Source organism: Robertkochia solimangrovi (genome assembly GCF_007279655.1).
Classification (GTDB): Bacteria; Bacteroidota; Bacteroidia; order Flavobacteriales; family Flavobacteriaceae; genus Robertkochia; species Robertkochia solimangrovi.
The window spans coordinates 59,673-79,447 of sequence record NZ_QKWN01000002.1 but is presented as its reverse complement, the minus strand read 5'-3'; the positions used below and the strand labels follow the sequence as shown (position 1 = coordinate 79,447).

Annotated in this window: 20 protein-coding genes; 11 read left to right on the top strand and 9 right to left on the bottom strand. The window is 36.2% G+C overall.

The features are described 5' to 3' along the window. The first annotated feature begins 103 nt into the window (after positions 1-103). The 10 genes from DMZ48_RS04420 to DMZ48_RS04375 all read left to right on the top strand — a co-directional run bounded on the left by DMZ48_RS04420 (position 104) and on the right by DMZ48_RS04375 (position 9,700). Entirely contained in the window at positions 104-1,309 is a 1,206-nt protein-coding gene (locus tag DMZ48_RS04420; protein ID WP_143953916.1) for a glycosyltransferase family 4 protein, read from the top strand. After that, positions 1,306-1,848, top strand: a complete 543-nt coding sequence (locus DMZ48_RS04415; RefSeq protein ID WP_242009116.1) for a CatB-related O-acetyltransferase — start codon at positions 1,306-1,308, stop codon at positions 1,846-1,848. The genes DMZ48_RS04420 and DMZ48_RS04415 overlap by 4 nt, the downstream gene beginning before the upstream one ends. A gap of 2 nt (positions 1,849-1,850) precedes the next feature. Beyond that, positions 1,851-2,876: a polysaccharide biosynthesis protein gene (locus DMZ48_RS04410; RefSeq protein ID WP_143953915.1), complete on the top strand. Its 1,026-nt coding sequence runs from the start codon at positions 1,851-1,853 to the stop codon at positions 2,874-2,876. Further along, the gene (locus DMZ48_RS04405) at positions 2,869-3,282 is read left to right on the top strand and encodes a WxcM-like domain-containing protein (protein ID WP_143953914.1); all 414 of its coding nucleotides are present in this window, start codon (positions 2,869-2,871) and stop codon (positions 3,280-3,282) included. Before DMZ48_RS04410 ends, DMZ48_RS04405 begins: the two co-directional genes overlap by 8 nt. A 3-nt stretch (positions 3,283-3,285) precedes the next feature. Beyond that, complete coding sequence (locus tag DMZ48_RS04400) at positions 3,286-4,428, top strand: polysaccharide biosynthesis C-terminal domain-containing protein (RefSeq protein WP_143953913.1); 1,143 nt, start codon at positions 3,286-3,288, stop codon at positions 4,426-4,428. Positions 4,429-4,436: 8 nt separating this feature from the next. Then, the gene (gene wecB / locus DMZ48_RS04395) at positions 4,437-5,591 is read left to right on the top strand and encodes a non-hydrolyzing UDP-N-acetylglucosamine 2-epimerase (RefSeq protein WP_143953912.1); all 1,155 of its coding nucleotides are present in this window, start codon (positions 4,437-4,439) and stop codon (positions 5,589-5,591) included. 10 nt (positions 5,592-5,601) lie between these two features. After that, complete coding sequence (locus DMZ48_RS04390; RefSeq protein WP_143953911.1) at positions 5,602-6,831, top strand: glycosyltransferase family 4 protein; 1,230 nt, start codon at positions 5,602-5,604, stop codon at positions 6,829-6,831. Then, complete coding sequence (locus DMZ48_RS04385; protein WP_143953910.1) at positions 6,812-7,417, top strand: sugar transferase; 606 nt, start codon at positions 6,812-6,814, stop codon at positions 7,415-7,417. Before DMZ48_RS04390 ends, DMZ48_RS04385 begins: the two co-directional genes overlap by 20 nt. Positions 7,418-7,518: 101 nt before the next feature. Further along, positions 7,519-8,535, top strand: coding sequence for a glycosyltransferase (locus DMZ48_RS04380; RefSeq protein WP_143953909.1), 1,017 nt, complete (start codon positions 7,519-7,521; stop codon positions 8,533-8,535). Between the two features lie 133 nt (positions 8,536-8,668). Beyond that, positions 8,669-9,700, top strand: a complete 1,032-nt coding sequence (locus tag DMZ48_RS04375) for a glycosyltransferase family 2 protein (protein WP_143953908.1) — start codon at positions 8,669-8,671, stop codon at positions 9,698-9,700. 49 nt (positions 9,701-9,749) lie between these two features. On the opposite strand, the gene DMZ48_RS04370 is transcribed toward DMZ48_RS04375, so the two are convergent. Both DMZ48_RS04370 and DMZ48_RS04365 read right to left on the bottom strand, forming a co-directional pair. Further along, positions 9,750-10,685 (bottom strand): UDP-glucuronic acid decarboxylase family protein, encoded by a 936-nt coding sequence (locus DMZ48_RS04370; RefSeq protein WP_199287935.1) that lies wholly within the window; start codon positions 10,683-10,685, stop codon positions 9,750-9,752. A 167-nt stretch (positions 10,686-10,852) separates the two neighbouring features. Continuing rightward, positions 10,853-11,488, bottom strand: coding sequence for a sulfotransferase family protein (locus DMZ48_RS04365; protein WP_143953906.1), 636 nt, complete (start codon positions 11,486-11,488; stop codon positions 10,853-10,855). 137 nt (positions 11,489-11,625) lie between these two features. On the opposite strand from DMZ48_RS04365, the gene DMZ48_RS04360 reads away from it, so the two are divergent. Beyond that, positions 11,626-12,483 (top strand): hypothetical protein, encoded by an 858-nt coding sequence (locus DMZ48_RS04360; RefSeq protein WP_143953905.1) that lies wholly within the window; start codon positions 11,626-11,628, stop codon positions 12,481-12,483. A gap of 4 nt (positions 12,484-12,487) precedes the next feature. Here the strand turns inward: DMZ48_RS04360 and DMZ48_RS04355 are convergent, their stop codons facing one another. The 7 genes from DMZ48_RS04355 to wzy all read right to left on the bottom strand — a co-directional run bounded on the left by DMZ48_RS04355 (position 12,488) and on the right by wzy (position 19,773). Continuing rightward, entirely contained in the window at positions 12,488-13,291 is an 804-nt protein-coding gene (locus DMZ48_RS04355; RefSeq protein WP_162558662.1) for a sulfotransferase family 2 domain-containing protein, read from the bottom strand. Between the two features lie 63 nt (positions 13,292-13,354). Continuing rightward, positions 13,355-14,518 carry an MraY family glycosyltransferase gene (locus tag DMZ48_RS04350; protein ID WP_143953903.1) on the bottom strand — a complete coding sequence of 388 codons (1,164 nt, stop codon included), beginning with the start codon at positions 14,516-14,518 and terminating at the stop codon, positions 13,355-13,357. Between the two features lie 569 nt (positions 14,519-15,087). After that, complete coding sequence (locus tag DMZ48_RS04345; protein WP_143953902.1) at positions 15,088-15,834, bottom strand: glycosyltransferase family 2 protein; 747 nt, start codon at positions 15,832-15,834, stop codon at positions 15,088-15,090. A 2-nt stretch (positions 15,835-15,836) separates the two neighbouring features. Beyond that, entirely contained in the window at positions 15,837-16,388 is a 552-nt protein-coding gene (locus DMZ48_RS04340) for a WcaF family extracellular polysaccharide biosynthesis acetyltransferase (RefSeq protein ID WP_143953901.1), read from the bottom strand. After that, on the bottom strand, positions 16,385-17,530 hold the full coding sequence (locus DMZ48_RS04335) for a glycosyltransferase (RefSeq protein WP_143953900.1): 1,146 nt from the start codon (positions 17,528-17,530) through the stop codon (positions 16,385-16,387). Before DMZ48_RS04335 ends, DMZ48_RS04340 begins: the two co-directional genes overlap by 4 nt. Continuing rightward, a complete protein-coding gene (locus DMZ48_RS04330) occupies positions 17,514-18,503 on the bottom strand; it encodes a glycosyltransferase family 4 protein (protein ID WP_143953899.1) in 990 nt (329 codons plus the stop codon). Before DMZ48_RS04330 ends, DMZ48_RS04335 begins: the two co-directional genes overlap by 17 nt. A gap of 10 nt (positions 18,504-18,513) precedes the next feature. Next, on the bottom strand, positions 18,514-19,773 hold the full coding sequence (wzy, locus tag DMZ48_RS04325; protein WP_143953898.1) for an O-antigen polysaccharide polymerase Wzy: 1,260 nt from the start codon (positions 19,771-19,773) through the stop codon (positions 18,514-18,516). Positions 19,774-19,775 lie beyond the last annotated feature (2 nt).

The following is a 19,775-nucleotide window of genomic DNA, read 5'->3' as shown; positions in this document are numbered from 1 at the left end:
AATCGAGAAAAATTCCAATCGTTCTTTTTTGATATTAATTTAACGTCATTATTAAGGATTTACCTTTCAGAAATATGCGCTACGCACAGTCTGACCTAAAAAAATGAATGCTCAAAAATTCATAAAAACCTTACCCTTGCGAATTGACAAACAGATCAACCTGGCGATTATTTATCACTATTTTGCACATTACAGACTCCCTGTTCTTGAGGAGTTATCACATGCTGAAATGCTAAATATCACGTTATTAGGAGATCAGAAATCGGATACCGATATACCCACGATCGACCCGGATGGCGAACTATCACATTTACATTGGTATTCATTAAAAAACCACTGGCTTCTCGGAGGTAAGTTACTTTGGCAGGGTAATTTGCTTCGCTATTGTATTTCGAGTAAGGATGACATATTCATATTTTTAGGAAGTGCCTATTACATCACCACATGGTTAGCTATGTTCATCCTCAAAATAAGGAGAAAACCGGTTTTATTGTGGACACATGGAGTAACCAATGATCAAGACGGCTTTAACTGGAAACTTCGATCCTTCTTTTATGGTATTTCCAACGGTGTTCTTTTATATGGTAATAAGGCAAAGGAGGTCATGGCCGGCAAAGGTTATCCTACCTCTGAACTGCATGTTATTTATAATTCCGTAGACCATAAAAAACAAGTTGAATACAGAAATCGATATAATCCTTCTGTCACTAAAGCAATAAGAGCAGAATTTTTCGAAAACCCTGGAGATCCATTGTTGATTTTCATCGGAAGACTTACACCTCAAAAAAAGTTACAGATGCTCCCTGAAGTTATCAGGAAACTTAAAGATCAGGGAGAATCCTTCAATCTTCTGTTGGTAGGTGACGGACCTGAACGATCGAATCTGACTGAACAAGTCGATGCTTTAGATCTTAGTGCTCAAATCAAATTTTATGGTGCTTGCTATGATGAAATTCGTGTAAGCGAATTGGTACAAGCAGCAGATATGTGTATATCACCGGGTGAAGTGGGACTTACCGCTATTACCGCTCTTGGATATGGTACACCGGTAATTACACATGATGATTTTAATCATCAGATGCCGGAATATGAAGCGATTGTATCCGGTTATAATGGTATGTTTTTCGAAAGAGATAATATGACAGCATTGGCTGATCAACTTATAACCTGGAAGGATATAACCAAAGATATGTCAAAGGATGAGATCAGAACGCGATGCTTCAACCGTATCGACAAATATTATAATCCGTCTTATCAGGCAACGACAATTACCGAAATAATACAGAGCCAACTTAAAAACAACGCATGAATACATTGAGTCCCCGTTTTATTTACAGAAAATTAAAAATGCGGTATTACCGGTTCAAATACGGACTGAAAAATGTAGACAAAACCTTTTTCATGGCCGGCCCCGGCACCATAAGTGAAGATCTGATTGCCGACAAATACGCATATCTGGGAGCTGGTTGTACGGTGCCTCCAAAGGTTAAAATCGGGAAATATACAATGCTCGCGCCTTATGTAAGTATCCATGGTGGGGATCACATATATGATAATCCGGAAAGGCCAATAATTTTTTCAGGCCGCCCGGAGACCCCAGCAACCACCATTGGAGCCGATGTCTGGATCGGAGCTGGTTCGGTGATCATTGCAGGAATTACGATCGGTGACGGAGCAATCGTAGCCGCCGGAGCCGTGGTGACCAAAGATGTAGAACCCTATGCGATTGTCGGCGGAAATCCTGCACGCTTTATAAAAATGCGTTTTAACGAAAAAGAACGTAAGGTGCACCAACAAATGCTTAATTTAAAGACTGTTACCATAAATTACACCCACAAAAAAAAATAATCATGTTTGAAGGTAAAACACTTTTGATTACCGGTGGAACCGGCTCTTTCGGAAATGCCGTACTCAACCGTTTTCTTGATACTGATATTAAAGAGATCCGAATCTTTAGCCGTGACGAGAAAAAACAGGATGATATGAGAAATCGTCTTAAGAATCCTAAAGTCAAATTCTATATCGGTGATGTTCGCGACTTTAACAGTATCGACCGGGCTATGAACGGTGTTGATTATATATTTCACGCTGCGGCGCTTAAGCAGGTACCTTCGTGTGAATTTTTCCCGATCGAGGCCGCTAAGACCAATGTTTTCGGAACACAGAACACCATAGACGCAGCTATAAAAAATAAAGTAGAAAAGATCATCTGTTTAAGTACTGATAAGGCCGCATATCCCATCAATGCGATGGGGATCAGTAAGGCACTTATGGAAAAAGTAGCTATTGCAGCATCGAGAAACATCCCGGATAATACCACTACCGTATGTCTTACCCGATATGGAAATGTAATGGCATCAAGGGGTTCGGTGATCCCTCTATTTGTTGATCAAATCAAATCTGGGAAACCGATTACGGTGACCGACCCTCATATGACACGTTTCCTCATGTCACTTGAAGACGCAGTGGATCTGGTAATATTTGCATTTAAGAACGGTCACCAGGGAGATCTCTTTGTTAATAAAGCTCCGGCAAGTACGATCGGTAATCTGGCTGAAGCTATAAAGACCATATTCAATTCCGATAGTGAGGTGAAAATCATCGGGACACGTCATGGCGAAAAACTCTATGAAACGCTTTGCACCAGGGAAGAGATGTTGAAAGCAGAAGATCTCGGTGAATTCTACCGAATTCCAGCAGATAACCGTGATCTGAATTACAGCCGATATTTTACAGAGGGAATGGAAGATATCAGTATGATCGAAGATTACCATTCTCATAATACAAAACGACTAAGCAATTCTCATCTTGTGGAACTTTTAATGTCACTCAAATTTATTAAAGAACAACTTGGGGTTACTGCAGTAAATGAATAGTATAAAAGGTAAAATACATACGGATGATCGAGGCACACTTCGATTCTTCAATGATTTTCCGTTAGACCATATCGTACGAATGTATGAGATCGAACCGGCTAATACAGAAGATTTCAGAGGATGGCAAGGACATTTGAAAGAACAAAAATGGATGTATTGTACTTCCGGAAAATTCACCATAAAAGTAGTGGGCATAACCGGAAATGATCTTAAAGATTATACGATACCAGAAACGTTCGAACTACAGGCGACAACTCCGGTAGTATTACATATCCCTGGTGGAAATGCAACAGCGATCAGGGCTGAAAGCCCGGGTTCCCGATTATTAATATTTTCCGATTTTTCATTAGAAGAATCCAAAGAAGATGATTATCGGTACGACATTAACAACTGGAAAACAACATAAAATATGAGTAAGATCGGTATTACCGGACAAAACGGGTTTATCGGATACCATTTGTATCATTTTTTAAAATATGGGTCTGACCATGAATTGGTGGAATTCGAGCGATCGACCTTCGAAGATCCCGCAGCACTTCAGGAATTTGTAAATTCCTGTGACATTATTGTCCACCTTGCTGCGATGAACCGTCATCCCGACCCTCAAATTATCTATGATACAAATGTTGCATTGGTGGATCAGCTTTGTCAGGCTCTCGAAAATGCACCATCCTCCAAAAAGGTGATCTTCTCTTCTTCCGCACAGGAAGAACAGGACAATCTGTACGGTAAATCAAAAAGGGATGCACGTGAACGATTTAAAAACCTTGCAGACTCCTCCGCGCATCAATGTATTTCTCTAACCATACCAAATGTTTTCGGACCTTTTTGTAAGCCGAATTATAACTCATTCATCGCCACATTTTGTCATAAACTTACACATGATGAAAAACCCGTGGTCATGAAAGATAACGAGGTAGAACTAATCTATGTTCAGGAATTAGTTGAGGATATTATCAATAGTATTGAAGATGATACTACTGCTGCTTTTATTCATAAAAAAGTAGCGGCTACGGCAAAACGATACGTAACGGAGGTCTTACAACTTCTGGAATATTATACAGACACCTATTTCGTAGCAGGTAAAATGCCGGATCTGGAAAAAGATTTTGAAAAGAATCTGTTCAATACTTTCAGAACCTATATACCATCAGACCATTATCCGGTTTCCTATACATGCCATAGTGATCCAAGGGGAACCTTTGTAGAAATAATGAGAGCTGATGGAAGCGGACAATTCTCTTTTTCAACCACCGTCCCCGGAATCACGAGAGGGAATCATTTCCATACCAGAAAAGCTGAACGATTCGCAGTGATCAAAGGCAAAGCCAGAATTCAATTACGCAAGATCGGTACTGATGAAGTGATCGATTATGATCTGGATGGAGAAACTCCCGCCTTTGTCGATATGCCGGTCTGGTATACGCATAATATCACAAATACCGGTTCGGAAGAATTACTGACATTATTCTGGATCAACGAACCCTATAACCCTGAAAATGCAGACACCTATTTCGAAGAAGTAGCTCCTGCCACTACCCTAAACCATTAAACTTTACTATGAAGAAATTGAAAGTCGTAACCGTAGTGGGAACCCGTCCTGAGATCATCAGACTCAGTTGTGTACTGAATGCTCTTGATGCCCACGAGGCAATCGAACATACTTTGATCCATACCGGACAGAATTATGATTATGAGTTAAACGAAATCTTCTTTGAGGATCTCGGGATACGAAAACCCGATCATTTTCTGAATGCTGCCGGTAAAAATGCAACGGAAACTGTAGGACATATTCTGATAAAAATCGATCCTTTACTGGAGCGTATCGCACCGGATGCCTTTATGGTTTTGGGTGATACCAATTCCTGTCTATGTGCCATTCCTGCAAAAAAGAGGAAGATTCCGATCTTTCATATGGAAGCAGGAAATCGATGTTTTGATCAACGCGTACCTGAAGAAACCAACAGAAAGATCGTGGATCATATTTCGGATATAAACCTGACTTATAGCGCTATCGCCAGAGAATATTTGTTACGGGAAGGCCTGTCACCCGATAGAGTGATCAAAACGGGAAGTCCGATGTATGAAGTACTTCACACCTTTATGGACAAGATCGATGCTTCAGAAGTATTGAGTGATCTGGAGTTGACCCAGGGAGCCTATTTCGTCGTTTCCTCTCATCGCGAAGAGAATATCAATAACCCAAATAATTTTAAAGGCCTTATCGACAGTCTCAATCTCATCGCTGAGACTTATAAGTTTCCTATAATTGTATCCACACATCCAAGAACAAGGATAAAACTCGAAAAGGAGAAAGTGGAAACTCATGAACTGATTCGGTTTATGAAACCATTAGGGTTCTCAGATTATAATGCGCTCCAAAAAAATGCATTTGCAGTATTATCCGATAGCGGCACGATCTCGGAAGAATCAAGTATTCTGAATTTCAGGGCACTTAATATTCGTGAGGCGCATGAAAGGCCTGAAGCCATGGAAGAGGCCTCGGTGATGATGACCGGTCTGAAGCCGGAACGCATCCTTCAGGGACTAAAAATATTAGAATCACAAAAGACCGGTAACGATCGTAATTTCAGGGAGGTCTATGATTATTCCATGCCTAATGTAAGTGAAAAAGTGGTGAGAATCATACTTTCCTACACCGATTATATCAACAGAGTGGTTTGGTCTAAATCATCTGAAACCAATACACAATAAAGGAGCGCTTATGAAAAAGGTATTATTCATAGTACTCGGATTTGAACACACGGAAGATGGAGGACTCTATTCAGACCTTATTAAAGAATTCAGAGATCATGGGCATCAGGTAACTGTTCTTGCACCGTCAATAGATGATGAACAAAATGTTGTTGAGCAGAACAATATCAAAGTAATTCGTACCAAAACACCCAAATTGTTCAACATTGGGAAATTCGCAAAAGGTATTTCCAATATACTACTGCCACACTTATACAAAAGAGCTTTAAAATTATCCGGTGTTCCGTTGGATTTCGATCTTATTCTCATGCCAACACCCACCATTACTCAGGAACCATTGGTAAGATGGATTAAAAACAAGTCCGGCGCTAAATTCTGTTTGATACTGCGTGATATCTTTCCTCAAAACGCCATCGACCTCGGGATGATGAAGGAAGGTAGTTTAACACATCGGTATTTCAGAAATCTCGAACATAAACTTTATGCTATTTCAGATCATATTGGGTGTATGTCTCAAGCGAACATTGATTATGTAATAAAACATAATCCAGAGGTAGCGACCGAAAAATTATTCCTACTCCCCAACTGGATGCGTAAGGTTAAAAATGAAGCACCGGTTGATCTAAAAGAAATCCGAAAAAAATACGCACTCGAGGATAAATTTGTTTTGATATTCGGAGGTAATCTTGGAGAACCACAAAAAGTGGATTACCTCGTCGAGGCTGCCGCTTCTATGCAGGAATTCAGGGATATCGTATTTCTGGTTATCGGTACCGGTACAGAAAAAGAAAGGATCAGTAAAATGTCGGAGGAAATGAAATTGGAGAATTTCATAATGATGGATAAATTACCAAGACCCGACTATCTGGCCTTACTCGAAACTGCAGATATCGGACTCATTTCATTAAATAAGTGTTTCACGATACCTAATTTTCCATCCAGACTCTGTGCCTATTTCGCAACCGGAATACCGGTGATCGCAACTACCGACATAAACACCGATATTGGAGTATTTGTTGAGGACGTTGAAGCAGGAGCCTGGTCAGAAGGGGGTGATACGGAAGCTTTAAAAACCAACATTCTAAAATATTACAATCATCCGGACCTATTACGAAAGCACGGTGCTAACGGATATGACTACTATATGAACAATCTGTTACCCGGCCACACCTATGAACGAATAATGAATCGTGTAAACGATAAACCTCTACAAAAGAATCATGTATCGAAAGTTCATTAAACGAATTATAGACCTTACTGCATCAGGATTTGGATTATTGATCCTTTCGCCATTGATCGTCACTATAGCGGTTCTATTATATTTCTTTAATGATGGTAAACCATTTTTCACTCAGATTCGTCCTGGTAAGGATGGAAAATTGTTCAGGATCATAAAGTTTCGTTCTATGAATGAAAAGAAAGATAAACATGGAGAACTACTTCCGGATGCTGACAGACTGACCGCTGTTGGTAAGTTTATACGGAAGACCTCTCTTGATGAAATACCACAGCTGATCAATGTTTTTATCGGAGATATGAGCCTGATCGGCCCAAGACCCTTGCTTACCTCCTACCTCGATCTGTACAGTGAATATCAAATGCGAAGGCATGAAGTACGTCCGGGAATTACAGGATGGGCACAGGTAAATGGAAGAAATGCAATAAGCTGGAAAGAAAAGTTCGATTTAGATATATACTATGTTGATCATTGTTCCGCCAGCCTTGATCTGAAGATCATATGGTTAACATTCAAAAAAGTACTAAAACAAGAAGATATCTCTTCGGCAACACATGCAACGATGGAATTCTTTAACGGAAATAATTAAAGTATTATATGTCAAGCGTGTATTGAAGGCTTTTTTAGAAATACGTTGCTATAACCGGTAACCTAAAAAGAAGTAACAGTGTAACATTAAAATGAAGCGTTATGTTAGTAAGTATCGTTATTCCGCTTTACAATATGGAGAAGTATGTTGGGGAATGTTTGCAGAGTTTACTGGATCAGCCTTCTCTAAAAGGAGATTACGAGATTATCGTTGTCAATGATGGTTCTCAGGATAACAGTTTGAAAATAGTTGAAGAATACCAAAGTATAAATCCTGTTATCAAAATTATTAATAAAGAGAATGCCGGAGTCGGTGCTGCGAGAAATGACGGAATGATGGCTGCAAAAGGAACGTTTATTCAGTTCGTTGATCCCGATGATCGTATGAGAACTGATTCACTGTTTGAAGTATATAAAATAGCAAGTGCCAATAAATTGGAGATTCTCACTTACGTTTCTCATGATTTTAAAAACGGAGAACCTTTACAGACACCTTCTGTGCCTGCAAATGAATTTTTAAATCCTGAGGTCCTTCCAGGAAATCGATACATTTCAAAATATCGCTACAAAAATGAAATATGGTGGTATCTGATCGAACGAAAATTCCTGATCGAATCCAATGTTAAATTCATAGAAGGCAAATGGATGGAAGATGCCATCTTCACCCCACAGTTATTTTTAAAATCCGAGCGGATGGCACATATCGACTATGATATTTATGAACACAGAGTGATTCCTACATCGGCCATGCAAAACCGTTCTACTGAGCACTACAACAAAGTGATCTATGATAATCAAAATGCCACTTATGTTTTTAAAGAGATCATCGCTTCTCTGGAGGGTACTGATAAATTCGATCAGGAGTGTTGTGAACGACTTAAAATCAGACAAGAATCATTCATATTCTTTCTAACCATGCGACTCATTCAATCGAATCTCCCCCTGGAAGAACTCCGAAAAATGTTTGACGGATTCCGGGAGATCAAAGTATATCCTTTGCGTCATTTTCCCGGAAAAGATTACAAAGGTTTCTCATACAAAGTATTAACACCCCTGGTAAACAACCCAAAACTATTGATCCCCGTTGCCAAAATGTTTAGAAAAGTAACCGTTTCCTAAACACTCCCAGTATGTAAATTGCTATATATTATAATTTTACGTACATTTCACTGTTTCTTTTTCCCTAAGCAAAGAAATATTTTTAAATACATTACCGTCATAACTTTCCTGCAATCTGTGAAAAAATGTATTTATGAGACTAAGTATTATCATACCGGTCAAAAATGTCGCTTCCTATATCGACAATTGCATTCGAAGTATTTACGCTCAGAAAATAGCACCAGAAAACTTTGAAGTGATACTTATTGATGATGGATCTGTGGATCAAACCTTAAACCTGTGCAAAAGCTACGCTAAAATCCATTCCAATATCATGGTTATAACCCAGTCGGAATCGGGTGTCGGATTAGCTAGAAATAAAGGACTAGACCATGCCAGTGGAAGGTATATATATTTTATGGACGGCGATGACTACCTTGCGAGAAACACCTTAGGAGCGGTGTTAAAAGCGGCAGAGGAGAGTCATGCGGATATCGCTGGTTTTAGAACAATTCAGACCTCCAAAGCTAATCTATTCGAAGAAAACAGCACAAAGATAAAAGGAGAGAAATTTTCGGGTAATGGTATTTACCATTTAGCTGAAAACCCCAATTACAGAGTAGAAATCTGGTGGTATATTATTCGGAAGGAATTTCTTATAAATACAGGGTTACGGTTTGAAGAGCGAAGGTTTGTTAATGATTCCTATTTTACACCCAAACTATTCCTCCAGGCAGAAAATATGATCTTTTTAAACAAAGATGTACATCGTTATCTGATACGAGGAGGTTCTACGACTAAATCTAACCGGGAAAGCCATTTAAAGCGACACATCAACGATTCGCTTTATGCAATTGAGCAGATGAACAGACTTATGGCAGAATTGGAAAAAGAAGAAGATGCTGAAGTACGTCTCGTAGCACTGGAACGTATCAATTCCAAGCGAATGAGTTATGCATTCTTCACATTGATAAGATTTTGTAAATCCAATGGTTCAATCCTGCATCTGAACCGATTACTCGTACAATTAAAGCAGTTAGAGGCATACCCTATTACTGGTATGGATTCATCCGAACATCAAGGAATTAAATACAAAGTGCTCACCAATATAATGAATAACAAATTCCTGTTAAATGGATTCATCAAGGGCCTTCGACCCGCGCTTAGAATCATCAACAGGAATTGATAGATTAAAAAAAACCGGAGATTACAATCATCACCACGTTTCTTTTATTTTAGATTACTTTCGAAAAATACTCGATTGTTTTTGTAAGTCCTTCTTTCAATTGAATATTAGGTTCCCATCCTCCCAATTTCTCTTTAGCCAGAGAAATATCCGGACGACGCTGCTTCGGATCATCCTTGGGCAATGGCAGATGAATTATTTTCGATTTTGTCCCGGTCAATTCGATAATGTTCTCTGCTAGTTCAAGCATCGTAAACTCATTTGGATTTCCAAGATTCACCGGTCCGATGAAATTGTCAGTATTCATCATACGTATCGTTCCTTCCACCAAATCATCCACATATTGAAAAGAACGGGTTTGCGTACCATCACCATAGATAGTAATATCTTCACCTTTTAGCGCTTGTACTATGAAATTTGAGACTACTCTTCCATCATCCGGGTTCATATTAGGTCCGTAGGTATTGAATATTCTGATAATACGAATATCGACTTTATTGGAAGTATGATAATCCATAAATAAGGTTTCTGCACAACGCTTGCCTTCATCATAACAGGAACGTAGTCCGATCGGATTCACATTTCCCCAATAACTTTCCGGCTGCGGATGTACATGTGGATCTCCATAAACTTCGGAGGTACTTGCCTGCAATACACGGGCTTTTACACGCTTTGCTAACCCCAGCATATTGATAGCCCCCATCACTGAAGTTTTTACCGTTTTGATAGGGTTATACTGATAATGTACCGGAGATGCAGGGCAAGCCATATTATAGATCTGATCTACTTCTGCAAAATACGGGTGTGTAACATCATGACGTACCAATTCAAAATACGGATTATCAAGGAGATCCACGATATTGGATTTACTTCCAGTGAAGTAATTATCCATACATATCACTTCATTCCCTTCATTTAATAAGCGTTTACAAAGATGACTTCCGATGAATCCGGCTCCACCGGTAACGAGAATACGTTTTTTCATTATAAGTTGGATTGGTATTTATGATGAAACTTTTGAATGCTATTCAGTGATAAAGATAGTAGTATAATTGATTTTAGAAAGTGTAAATATTTAAAAAAGAAGAAAAATAAGTTATTAGAATTTAACAATTGGTTAAATAAAATATGTTCGATTCTGTAATAACTCAATTAAAACTTCCTCTTCAATTGTTTCCCATAATTCAAAATTTGAGTCAAAAAACTTATTTTTAATTCTTCAGCTTCATCAGAGGAATTCTTTTTAAAAGAAATAGCCGTATTTAAAAATGGAAATTCAACTTCTGGAATATCTTTATCCAAAAATTCACATAGCTTCTGCCAATTATTACCTTCATTTAAGGAAATAACTAATAATTTATTTGGATCAACGGAGTTAAAAAATTCAATAACATTCTTATTATGTTGGTTATAAAAATCTAAATGCTGTTTCATATATTCCTGTGGCATTTCATGACCATAAATTAATTTTCTGAATTTTGTCGGTCCTGTACGAATAGCATGCTTACATAAACTATTATACCATTCTTCCGGCGAAGATCTTATTGTCAAAATAAACTTTGCATCATCAAATTCTTTATAAAGCTCTTTATAAATTAATGGCCATGGCCAATCTTCAAAATTGTTATGTTTATGAGCTACCTCTAATATTGGAAGCAAATTACCCTCTGACCAATTTTCTGTTAATTCTAAATTACAGCTGATATGTTTCGAATACCCTAAGATTTCCAAAGCTTTTCCCAAAGATGTTGTGCCGGTTTTGTTTAACCCTATTCCAAATACTTTCATTTATTTTAATTTACTAATTAGTATTTATAATCAAAATTCCAGTTAATTTTGAATTAGAAAAATTAGTTCAACTCATTTAAATTTACCATTATTCAATTTATTAACCTTAAATAAACTTCAATAATGCCATTTAAAATATGAAAAAATTTTTAATAAAAAACTTAACTTTCGTTTCCATATTTATTATAATTTTTTACTTGAAACCATGTTACTTATTATTTTCAAATAATTTTAAAAATACGGTTGCTGGTAATGAAGTTTATATTTCTTTGGACAAAAGCAAAGATTCATCAAATTGTAAGATCCTAATTCTAGGAGATAGTGTAGGTAATCAAATATTTAGTAATACTTGTGAAAATGACACCATAAATTCACTCGCTTGCAATCAGGCAATTGGTATCGTAGGACATTACTTATTATTAAATAATTATATAAACACTGGTAATACTCCGGAATCTGTATTCTTAGTATATACTCCTTTTAGTTTTTTAAATAATCTTAATCAAAAATATACATTTCACTATTTTCTAAAACCATTCAATACCAACGAATATAGTGATCTTTTTACGCAAACAGTTCACGATCAAATTACAAAGATTCCTTATTTTTGGTTAAGTCAAGAACCATATATTTTAACATCGAATTGGTCTCCGAATTATGAGTCCGATAAGGAAATAAACTATACATTTCTATCTCCTATTTCTAAAGAATACATAACTAAAATGAAGCAACTTTGCTTAGAAAATAAAATTGATTTTCATATTATCCCTACTCCTACAAGGATTTCTAATAAAAAAAGGGTGTTGAATTTAGACAAGGATGAATTTCAAGGCCTAAATATTGAATATGAATTAAATCAATATTTAAATAGTATAGTGTATAAAGATGATAGCCTTTATATCGATGATGTTCATTTAAAGTATCCACAGAAATTTAAATCTCCTCTACTCAATTTAATGAATCAATTTTCCTCATTCGATAATTCCATTCAATAATTTCTTAGACGTTAGCTAATTTAGATAATTTACTTTTCACAAAACTCTTATAATAATTTTTTCTATTCAAAAATTTAAGTTTCATCAAATCAAAATTAAACGAATCTGTTGCTTTAATCTTATTGGATAATTCAGCCTTCATTAAATTGTATAATTCAATATCACCCTTATTCATATCTCTTATAACCTCTAAAGTCTGAGTGTCTAACATTTCTATTTTCGGACGATGCTTGGTTTCATTCAAAATTTTATAAGTGGGTGTATTCCAACCATACATATTTTGTAGCAATATTAAAGATTCATCGAATTTCTCCACTATTCCAACAAATGAAAAGTTACTATAAATATTCTCGAGTGCCCTTTCAAGCATTATATTCGGACTATCAACAATTCCACTTATAAATCGAATTTGACCATTATGTATATCCCCTTCGGTGCTGTTAATAACAAAATCATATAAGGAGGTTTCTTTTGAGAAAAGTTTATTTTGATATAATCTGTGTTCAGGTGTTCTCTTTACATAATAATAAAAAGATACTATTCTTTCTACAGGATCCCTCAGAAAGGTAATATAATCATAGCTATTTGTAAAATACTTATGAATACCGAAATGAATATGCCCCGTTAAGAGATTTAACTCATCCCTTTGACTTTGATTTAGCCCAGTAAAATCATCTATATTAAGTCTAACATTCTCAATTACCTTCACATTAAAGGTATTTTCCTTTTGATAAAACCTATTTAGAATAGTGCTCATAGTTGAACCACCACATTTCGGTAAATGCATAAAAATTATCCTATTATTCATCATATAGGTTTTATGACTTTGAGAAAAAAATTTTTATGTAAAAATAATCTAAGAAATTAACTATTATGAAGCATTACGATTGAACAAACTTGGAGTAAAAATCTGCCACTCTTCTAATTTGTAGATACTCTTCAGGCGCTTACGCATCGCCATACGCTTCTTCAGCCCTCCAAACCCATAGATCATTTGATAGTTGATCAAAGCAATAGTTAGTATACAACACAAAAACACTACGAATAATACGGAAAGTGATTCAATTACGGTACTTAAATAATAGATAGTTCCTGTAAAAATAATAGTGATCATACTCAGTACTGCGCTTGCTCTTCGATGTGAAAAATGCAACATATCCACCAGAATATGATGTACATGAGAACGATCTGCCTTGAACGGAGAAACTCCCTTTTTAAGTCGAATAAAGAATACACGTGCGGTATCGTATAGGGGTATGAACAGAACACTCATGGCAATGATCGAGGTATATTCAGGATCAAAAGGAAGTAAGGTAATATTCGTACTCTCAATCGCCAGTAAACGTATTGTGAAGATTCCAATGATAAAACCAAGAATCATAGATCCGGTATCTCCCATAAAAATCTTTTGTGTCTTGGACAGATTAAAACAAAGAAATGCTGCGAGACAACCTATCATGGCTAATCCCAGATAAAAATAGAACATCTGATCTGCCATAAAGAAAAGACCGGAAAAAATTCCCAGAATTACAATTCCCTGCATACCCGCAAGTCCGTCGATACCATCGATGAGATTCACAGCATTGATAATTACGATCATCGTGGATACAGAAAGGGCTAACTGTAAAAAATACGGAATTTCATAGATTCCCATAAACCCATACAGGGAATGAATTGTAAAAGCCGGATTCAGCAGCAAAAATGCCATTGCTCCCAACTGGCCCAGTAACTTGACCCGAGGTCCCAATACCACAAGATCATCTTTAAGTCCCATGATAAATAACAGGGTAAGCGCAGGAATAAAATTAAATGCCTCATTGTAATGATCTTCCGAACGTAAAAAGAACAACGCTCCGATCAATGTGATAAAGAAAGTAATTCCACCTAAAGTCGGGGTAACAAAACTGTGTGAACTACGGACTCCCGGTACATCGGTGAAATTTTTAAATTTCACCACCTGGAGTATTTTTGGCATGAGGTAATATGTAATCAGGAATCCTCCCGCCAACATTCCGAAAGTGTAAATTAATACCATATAATGCTAATTAATACGTTGTTACTAAACAATTCATACAAATCACACAGGTAATAGTCAGGTCGTAAGTTTATTATAATCAATTACTTAACGGGTCAAATGTAGATATAAAAAAATTACATCACAAGAATTTATAAGCATGTTAATACACAATTATGAATTCTAAATTATTCTTTAATATTTTCTATGGTTTTGACAAAATCTTTTGGAGTTCCTTAACAAAATCACCAATTCATCATTCCAAAATATCTTACAAAGATATCATTTATCATGTTAAACGAAAATAAGGCAATTCTTATTATCTAATGGTTTTCTTAATATCAAGTAATTGAAAAATCTCATTTTTTCTCATGGTACAGCGTTACCTGTGACTTATTAAATTGTAACTCAGCAACATTTAAAAATTCTCAATTCTCAATTCTGAATCTAGTCCAATTCTTTACCCCAACACTAAAGGGTGGAATTGGAAGTAAACTCCTTTGAAAATAATGCTTGCTGATCCCTCAATTCTCAATTCTCAATTCTCAATTCTCAATTCTTAATTCTAAACTCTTATCTCCTTAATGGTTTCACTTAAAAAACTGTGTTATTTTTGAAAAGTTCTTATGAAAAAGAACACGCCATGGATTTTTTATACCATTGGTTCGCATCGCTTTCAGGTCTTCCTTAGATTTCTGAAGTATATTCTTCAAAGATCTGTTCGATGCGCCTCCGACTCTCATTTTCGTAATAACTTCGGGTATATACCTGAACTGCAGCTTAGGATCAGTAAAAATCCTTAAAACAAATTCATAATCGGCAGCAATGGAATAATCGGTATTAAACATACCATGTTTCTCATAGACACCCTTTCTCAGGAAAAGTGTAGGATGGGGTGGCATCCAGCCTTTTTTAATCAGATCAACGGTAAAAGGACTACTCTTCCAATTGCGGATGATCTTTTCAGGGTTTGTTTTATCCACATAATGCAGATCTCCGTAAACACCGTCTATATTCGGGTCTTCCAGTTCCTTTTCGATTCGATTGAATATAGCGTTCGAGGCAGGCAGATCATCAGAATGCATAAATCCGATCACTTCTCCGGTAGCAATTGCTAAACCTTTGTTCAACGCATCATAGATACCATCATCTTTTTCCGATATCGTCGAGGTAATGATATCCCGGTTATGTGCGATGATTTCCAGCGTACCATCCGTAGATCCTCCATCGATCACGATATATTCCAGATCTTCAAACTGCAATTTTCTAATTGCCTCAATGCAAATTTGCAAGGTAGCCTCGCTATTAAAAGTAGCGGTAATTAGTGATATCTTCATATTTAAGACTCGAACTTCCGTTCTTTAATGAATGTAGCAGGATTACCGCGGTAGATGCCAAATGGAAACAGGTCATGGCTCGCAACAGAACCTACCGTTAATACTGAATTCGTACCGGTCTTTACTCCTGGGCAAACAATAGATCTCGCTCCTATCCAGCTTCCGTCTTCCAATACAATAGGTTTAGTGATAAGATCAAAAGCTTCCTTTTTAAAGTCATGATTTCCGCAAAGCAGGTAGGCATCCTGGGAGACACAAACATTAGCACCTATGGTAACATCGTCAAGATTATCAATCCAGACCCCTTCCCCTATCCAGGAATGATCTCCGATAAACAATCGCCATGGATATTTAATATTTATGCGAGGTTTGAGGACCACTTCCTTACCGATCTCTCCTCCAAACCAACGTAAAATCATACATTTAAGAGCGGATGGAAATGGAATTGGAGTTCTGAAAACACAATGATTTACGAAATACCATATTCCTCTTTTTATAAATCCACCTCCTGGAATATACCAGGAATTATCAAATTTGGATAATTCTACTTTCATAATTTATCCTTGAACAAATTTTTATACTTGGATTTAATAGTATTCTTATCAGAAAGGGAAATACTATAATTATAGCTGGAATGGGACCATTCATTAAATTCTTGTTGCTTCATTCCAGCAAAGTTTATGATCGCTTTTATAAACTTTCTGCCCTTGATTAACGGTAATTCATAACCAAGTTTATGCTCGTGTAAATTCTTCCAGGGAGTCTGATCAGAAATTATTACCGGACAACCATTTTGCCAGGACTCTACTATTACATGACCGTAATTTTCACTCCTTGTTGGTAATAATAATACATGCTGTTCATGAAGTAAACTAGCTATACGATCATTGGCTACTGGGCCAATAAAATTACATCTAATATGTGCAGGCAATTGTTCTATTTGAGTTTTACAGGATTTCCAATATTCGGATTCCTCGATCGGACCTATAATTGTAAATTTTACCGAATATGATTCCGGTATGTACTTAAGATATCCTATGGCATCCAGTAAATTCTTTTTAAAACTGATTCTGGAAAGAAAAAACAAATTCAGATCATTCTTAACTTTTATTTTGGATAAATAATCTTGTGAAGCAGCAGAAACATTAGAGATTATATGTGTATGAACTTTTCCAAAAATCTTTTGAATTTCATGGTATTCCGTATCTGCAGTCGCATGCCAGACCAATTTTTTATGCCAGCCTAAAGCTTTAAAAGCGGAAAGATATACCATTTTTTTGAACGATTTAATTTCCAGAGCTCCCGCTCCTAACATACCTCTGGGTGCCAGAATTACCGATTTATTCGTACTTATAGCAGCGTATAGAGGTTTGATCGAAAATCCTGGAGAGAACATAGAGTTTATATAAATATTTTCAAAATCATGCTCTGATATCAGCTTTTTAAAATAAGATACATGCTGCATCGAATCGTCGAGATATTGTATCCAATATCCTTCCTTTTCATACCAAATACCGGGAATTATTCCCTCATAGGCCAAAGTTTCTCCTTCATCCTTATTTGAGGTCACCAAATAAAAATTATAGTCCTTCTTTAAAAGATCAATAAGATTTTTAACGGATTGAATTGGCCCCCCTGCTTTATACCCGGGTAAGAACCAATCGATAAAAACTAATATTTCAGCCTTGTTCTCCACCTAATGAATAATATATTTTTAGATATTCGTCCGCTATATTTTCGATTTGAAATCTCTTTACATTGTTCATTCCTTCCCGAACCAATTCATTTCTGTAAACGCTGTCATTGATCAATCTAAGGTATCCGCTTCTCATATCAGCCACATTATGTGGATCTACGAAACAAGCACCGCTACCAGCGACTTCGGGTATAGAAGCCATAGGAGAAGTAATCACGGGCCTTCCGACCTGTTGTGCTTCAATAACTGGCATCCCAAATCCTTCATAAAAAGAAATAAAAGAGACCAAATCACATTGCTCATAGAGCCCTTTAACCTTATCAAAAGGTAAATTTTGATAATTTTGATAATCTATTTGGTGCTGTTGCAACAGCACACGCTGTTCATCACTTAATTTACCAATAATTAAAAGTTTACACGCAATTCCATCCAGTGCTCTTATCGTATTTTCTAGATTCTTATTCGATTTTGTACCTACATGAAGAATACTTGGCCTTTCGGCATTAAACTCTGAAATTTTAAATTTTAGATCAGGATTCACCGGATTATAAATAACCTGTAATTTTGATGAGACCCAAGGGTATTTGAGAAGTAATTCTTTCTTAGAAAAATCTGAAATTACAGTGACCACTTTTGCTTTTCGAAGTGGAACTATTAAAAATAAAAATTCAAGAACAGATTGTTTAACTATGTTACCTTTAAAAAGAGATCCTATATCATGTATGGTAAGAATGGAGTTCTTACCACAAAAAGGAATTAGATAATTTACATGTCCGGTTATATGATTGATCGCTTTTTTATTCCTATTGATAAACTTTATATTCCTAATAAAAGTTACTAAACCAACCCCTTCCTCTGGCACCTCAAGCTTTTCCACTTCCATCTTATTCCTGATGTAAGGCAAAAGACTTTCAAATAATACTTCAATGCTATGAAAGGTCGGGCTCTTTTTCCTAAAAATTAATGCCAGCATTTAACTCAATTTAGATTTCCCATTTCAGCGCCTTGGTTGCAAACCAATAGAACATCAAAAGAACTATACAAGATTTTATAAGGTGATTTAACACTGTTGCAAACTCAGTTTCTGCCTTAACTACCTGTAAAAATAACATAGGTAAAAAGAATAAGATCAGTGGATGTTTAATAAACATTTTTATTAAAAACTTCCAGATTACCAATAAGAATAGGCCCCAGAATCCCATAAAGATGATACCTCCAATTACACCATAATTAGCATAGGCTTCACCGATGATACTAATGCCCATCGAGGTCCCTTTATCAATTGGCAAACCAGTAAATCTTTCAAAATTCTCCTGCCCCCCTGCTTCTTTCTTATTTGGAAACAAAAATCTCGGAAGTAAACTTGCACTTATAGCAGTGGTTATCGTTTCACCATTTGCATAGGGTTCATATTCTGGAGTATAATCCATTATTGCCGATATGATCCAGCCCTGATTAAGTCTAACATTCACCATTTGTTCCTCTTCTTCCTTTTCAATATCATCATAGGAACTTTTACTCCATTCATCTGATAATAAACTAAACATCAAGGCAATTTTATTGCTATTCTCATTATCTTTAATAGCATCCCTATATGCAGATTTAACGGATTGCAGACCAATTAACCCAATAATTCCAATTCCAATAGTTAAAAAAATGGTCCGATTACTTGGTTTATTTCTTAATGCCCAAATAAGATACATAAATGCCGACCATAAAATGAGTTCATGAAATAATGCCTGATTTAATGATCTAAACACAAGATATCCTATACCACCAATAAAATAATACCGGTCGATCTTATTCGTTGAAAATAATAGAATACCAGCGCCAACAAACTTAAACTGACTTACGATGAAGAAAAAGAAAAGTAGAGATGGAGGCGCAAAAATCGATGCAATATCCGATAAAATACCTACAAGAAGTATATATTTACCCTTATCCGAAAATAATGTGAAAACTTTATCATTAACCGTTATATTAGGCTTCTTATATAATAAAGCTAAACAAAAAATAGATAGGCCAGGTACCACAAAGCTCATATATTCCTCTTCTGGCACATACATATAATATCTATAGTGCTGATAATCAGAACTATAGCTTATAACAGGACCAATAATCCATTGTAAACTGGCTATAAGGGCCATCATTTCCAATAAAGGTAATTCCTTTCCTAATCTGGAAAAAAATTGAATAAACAGTATAATTACCAATATTACACCAATTATCGACCAGACATTCATTT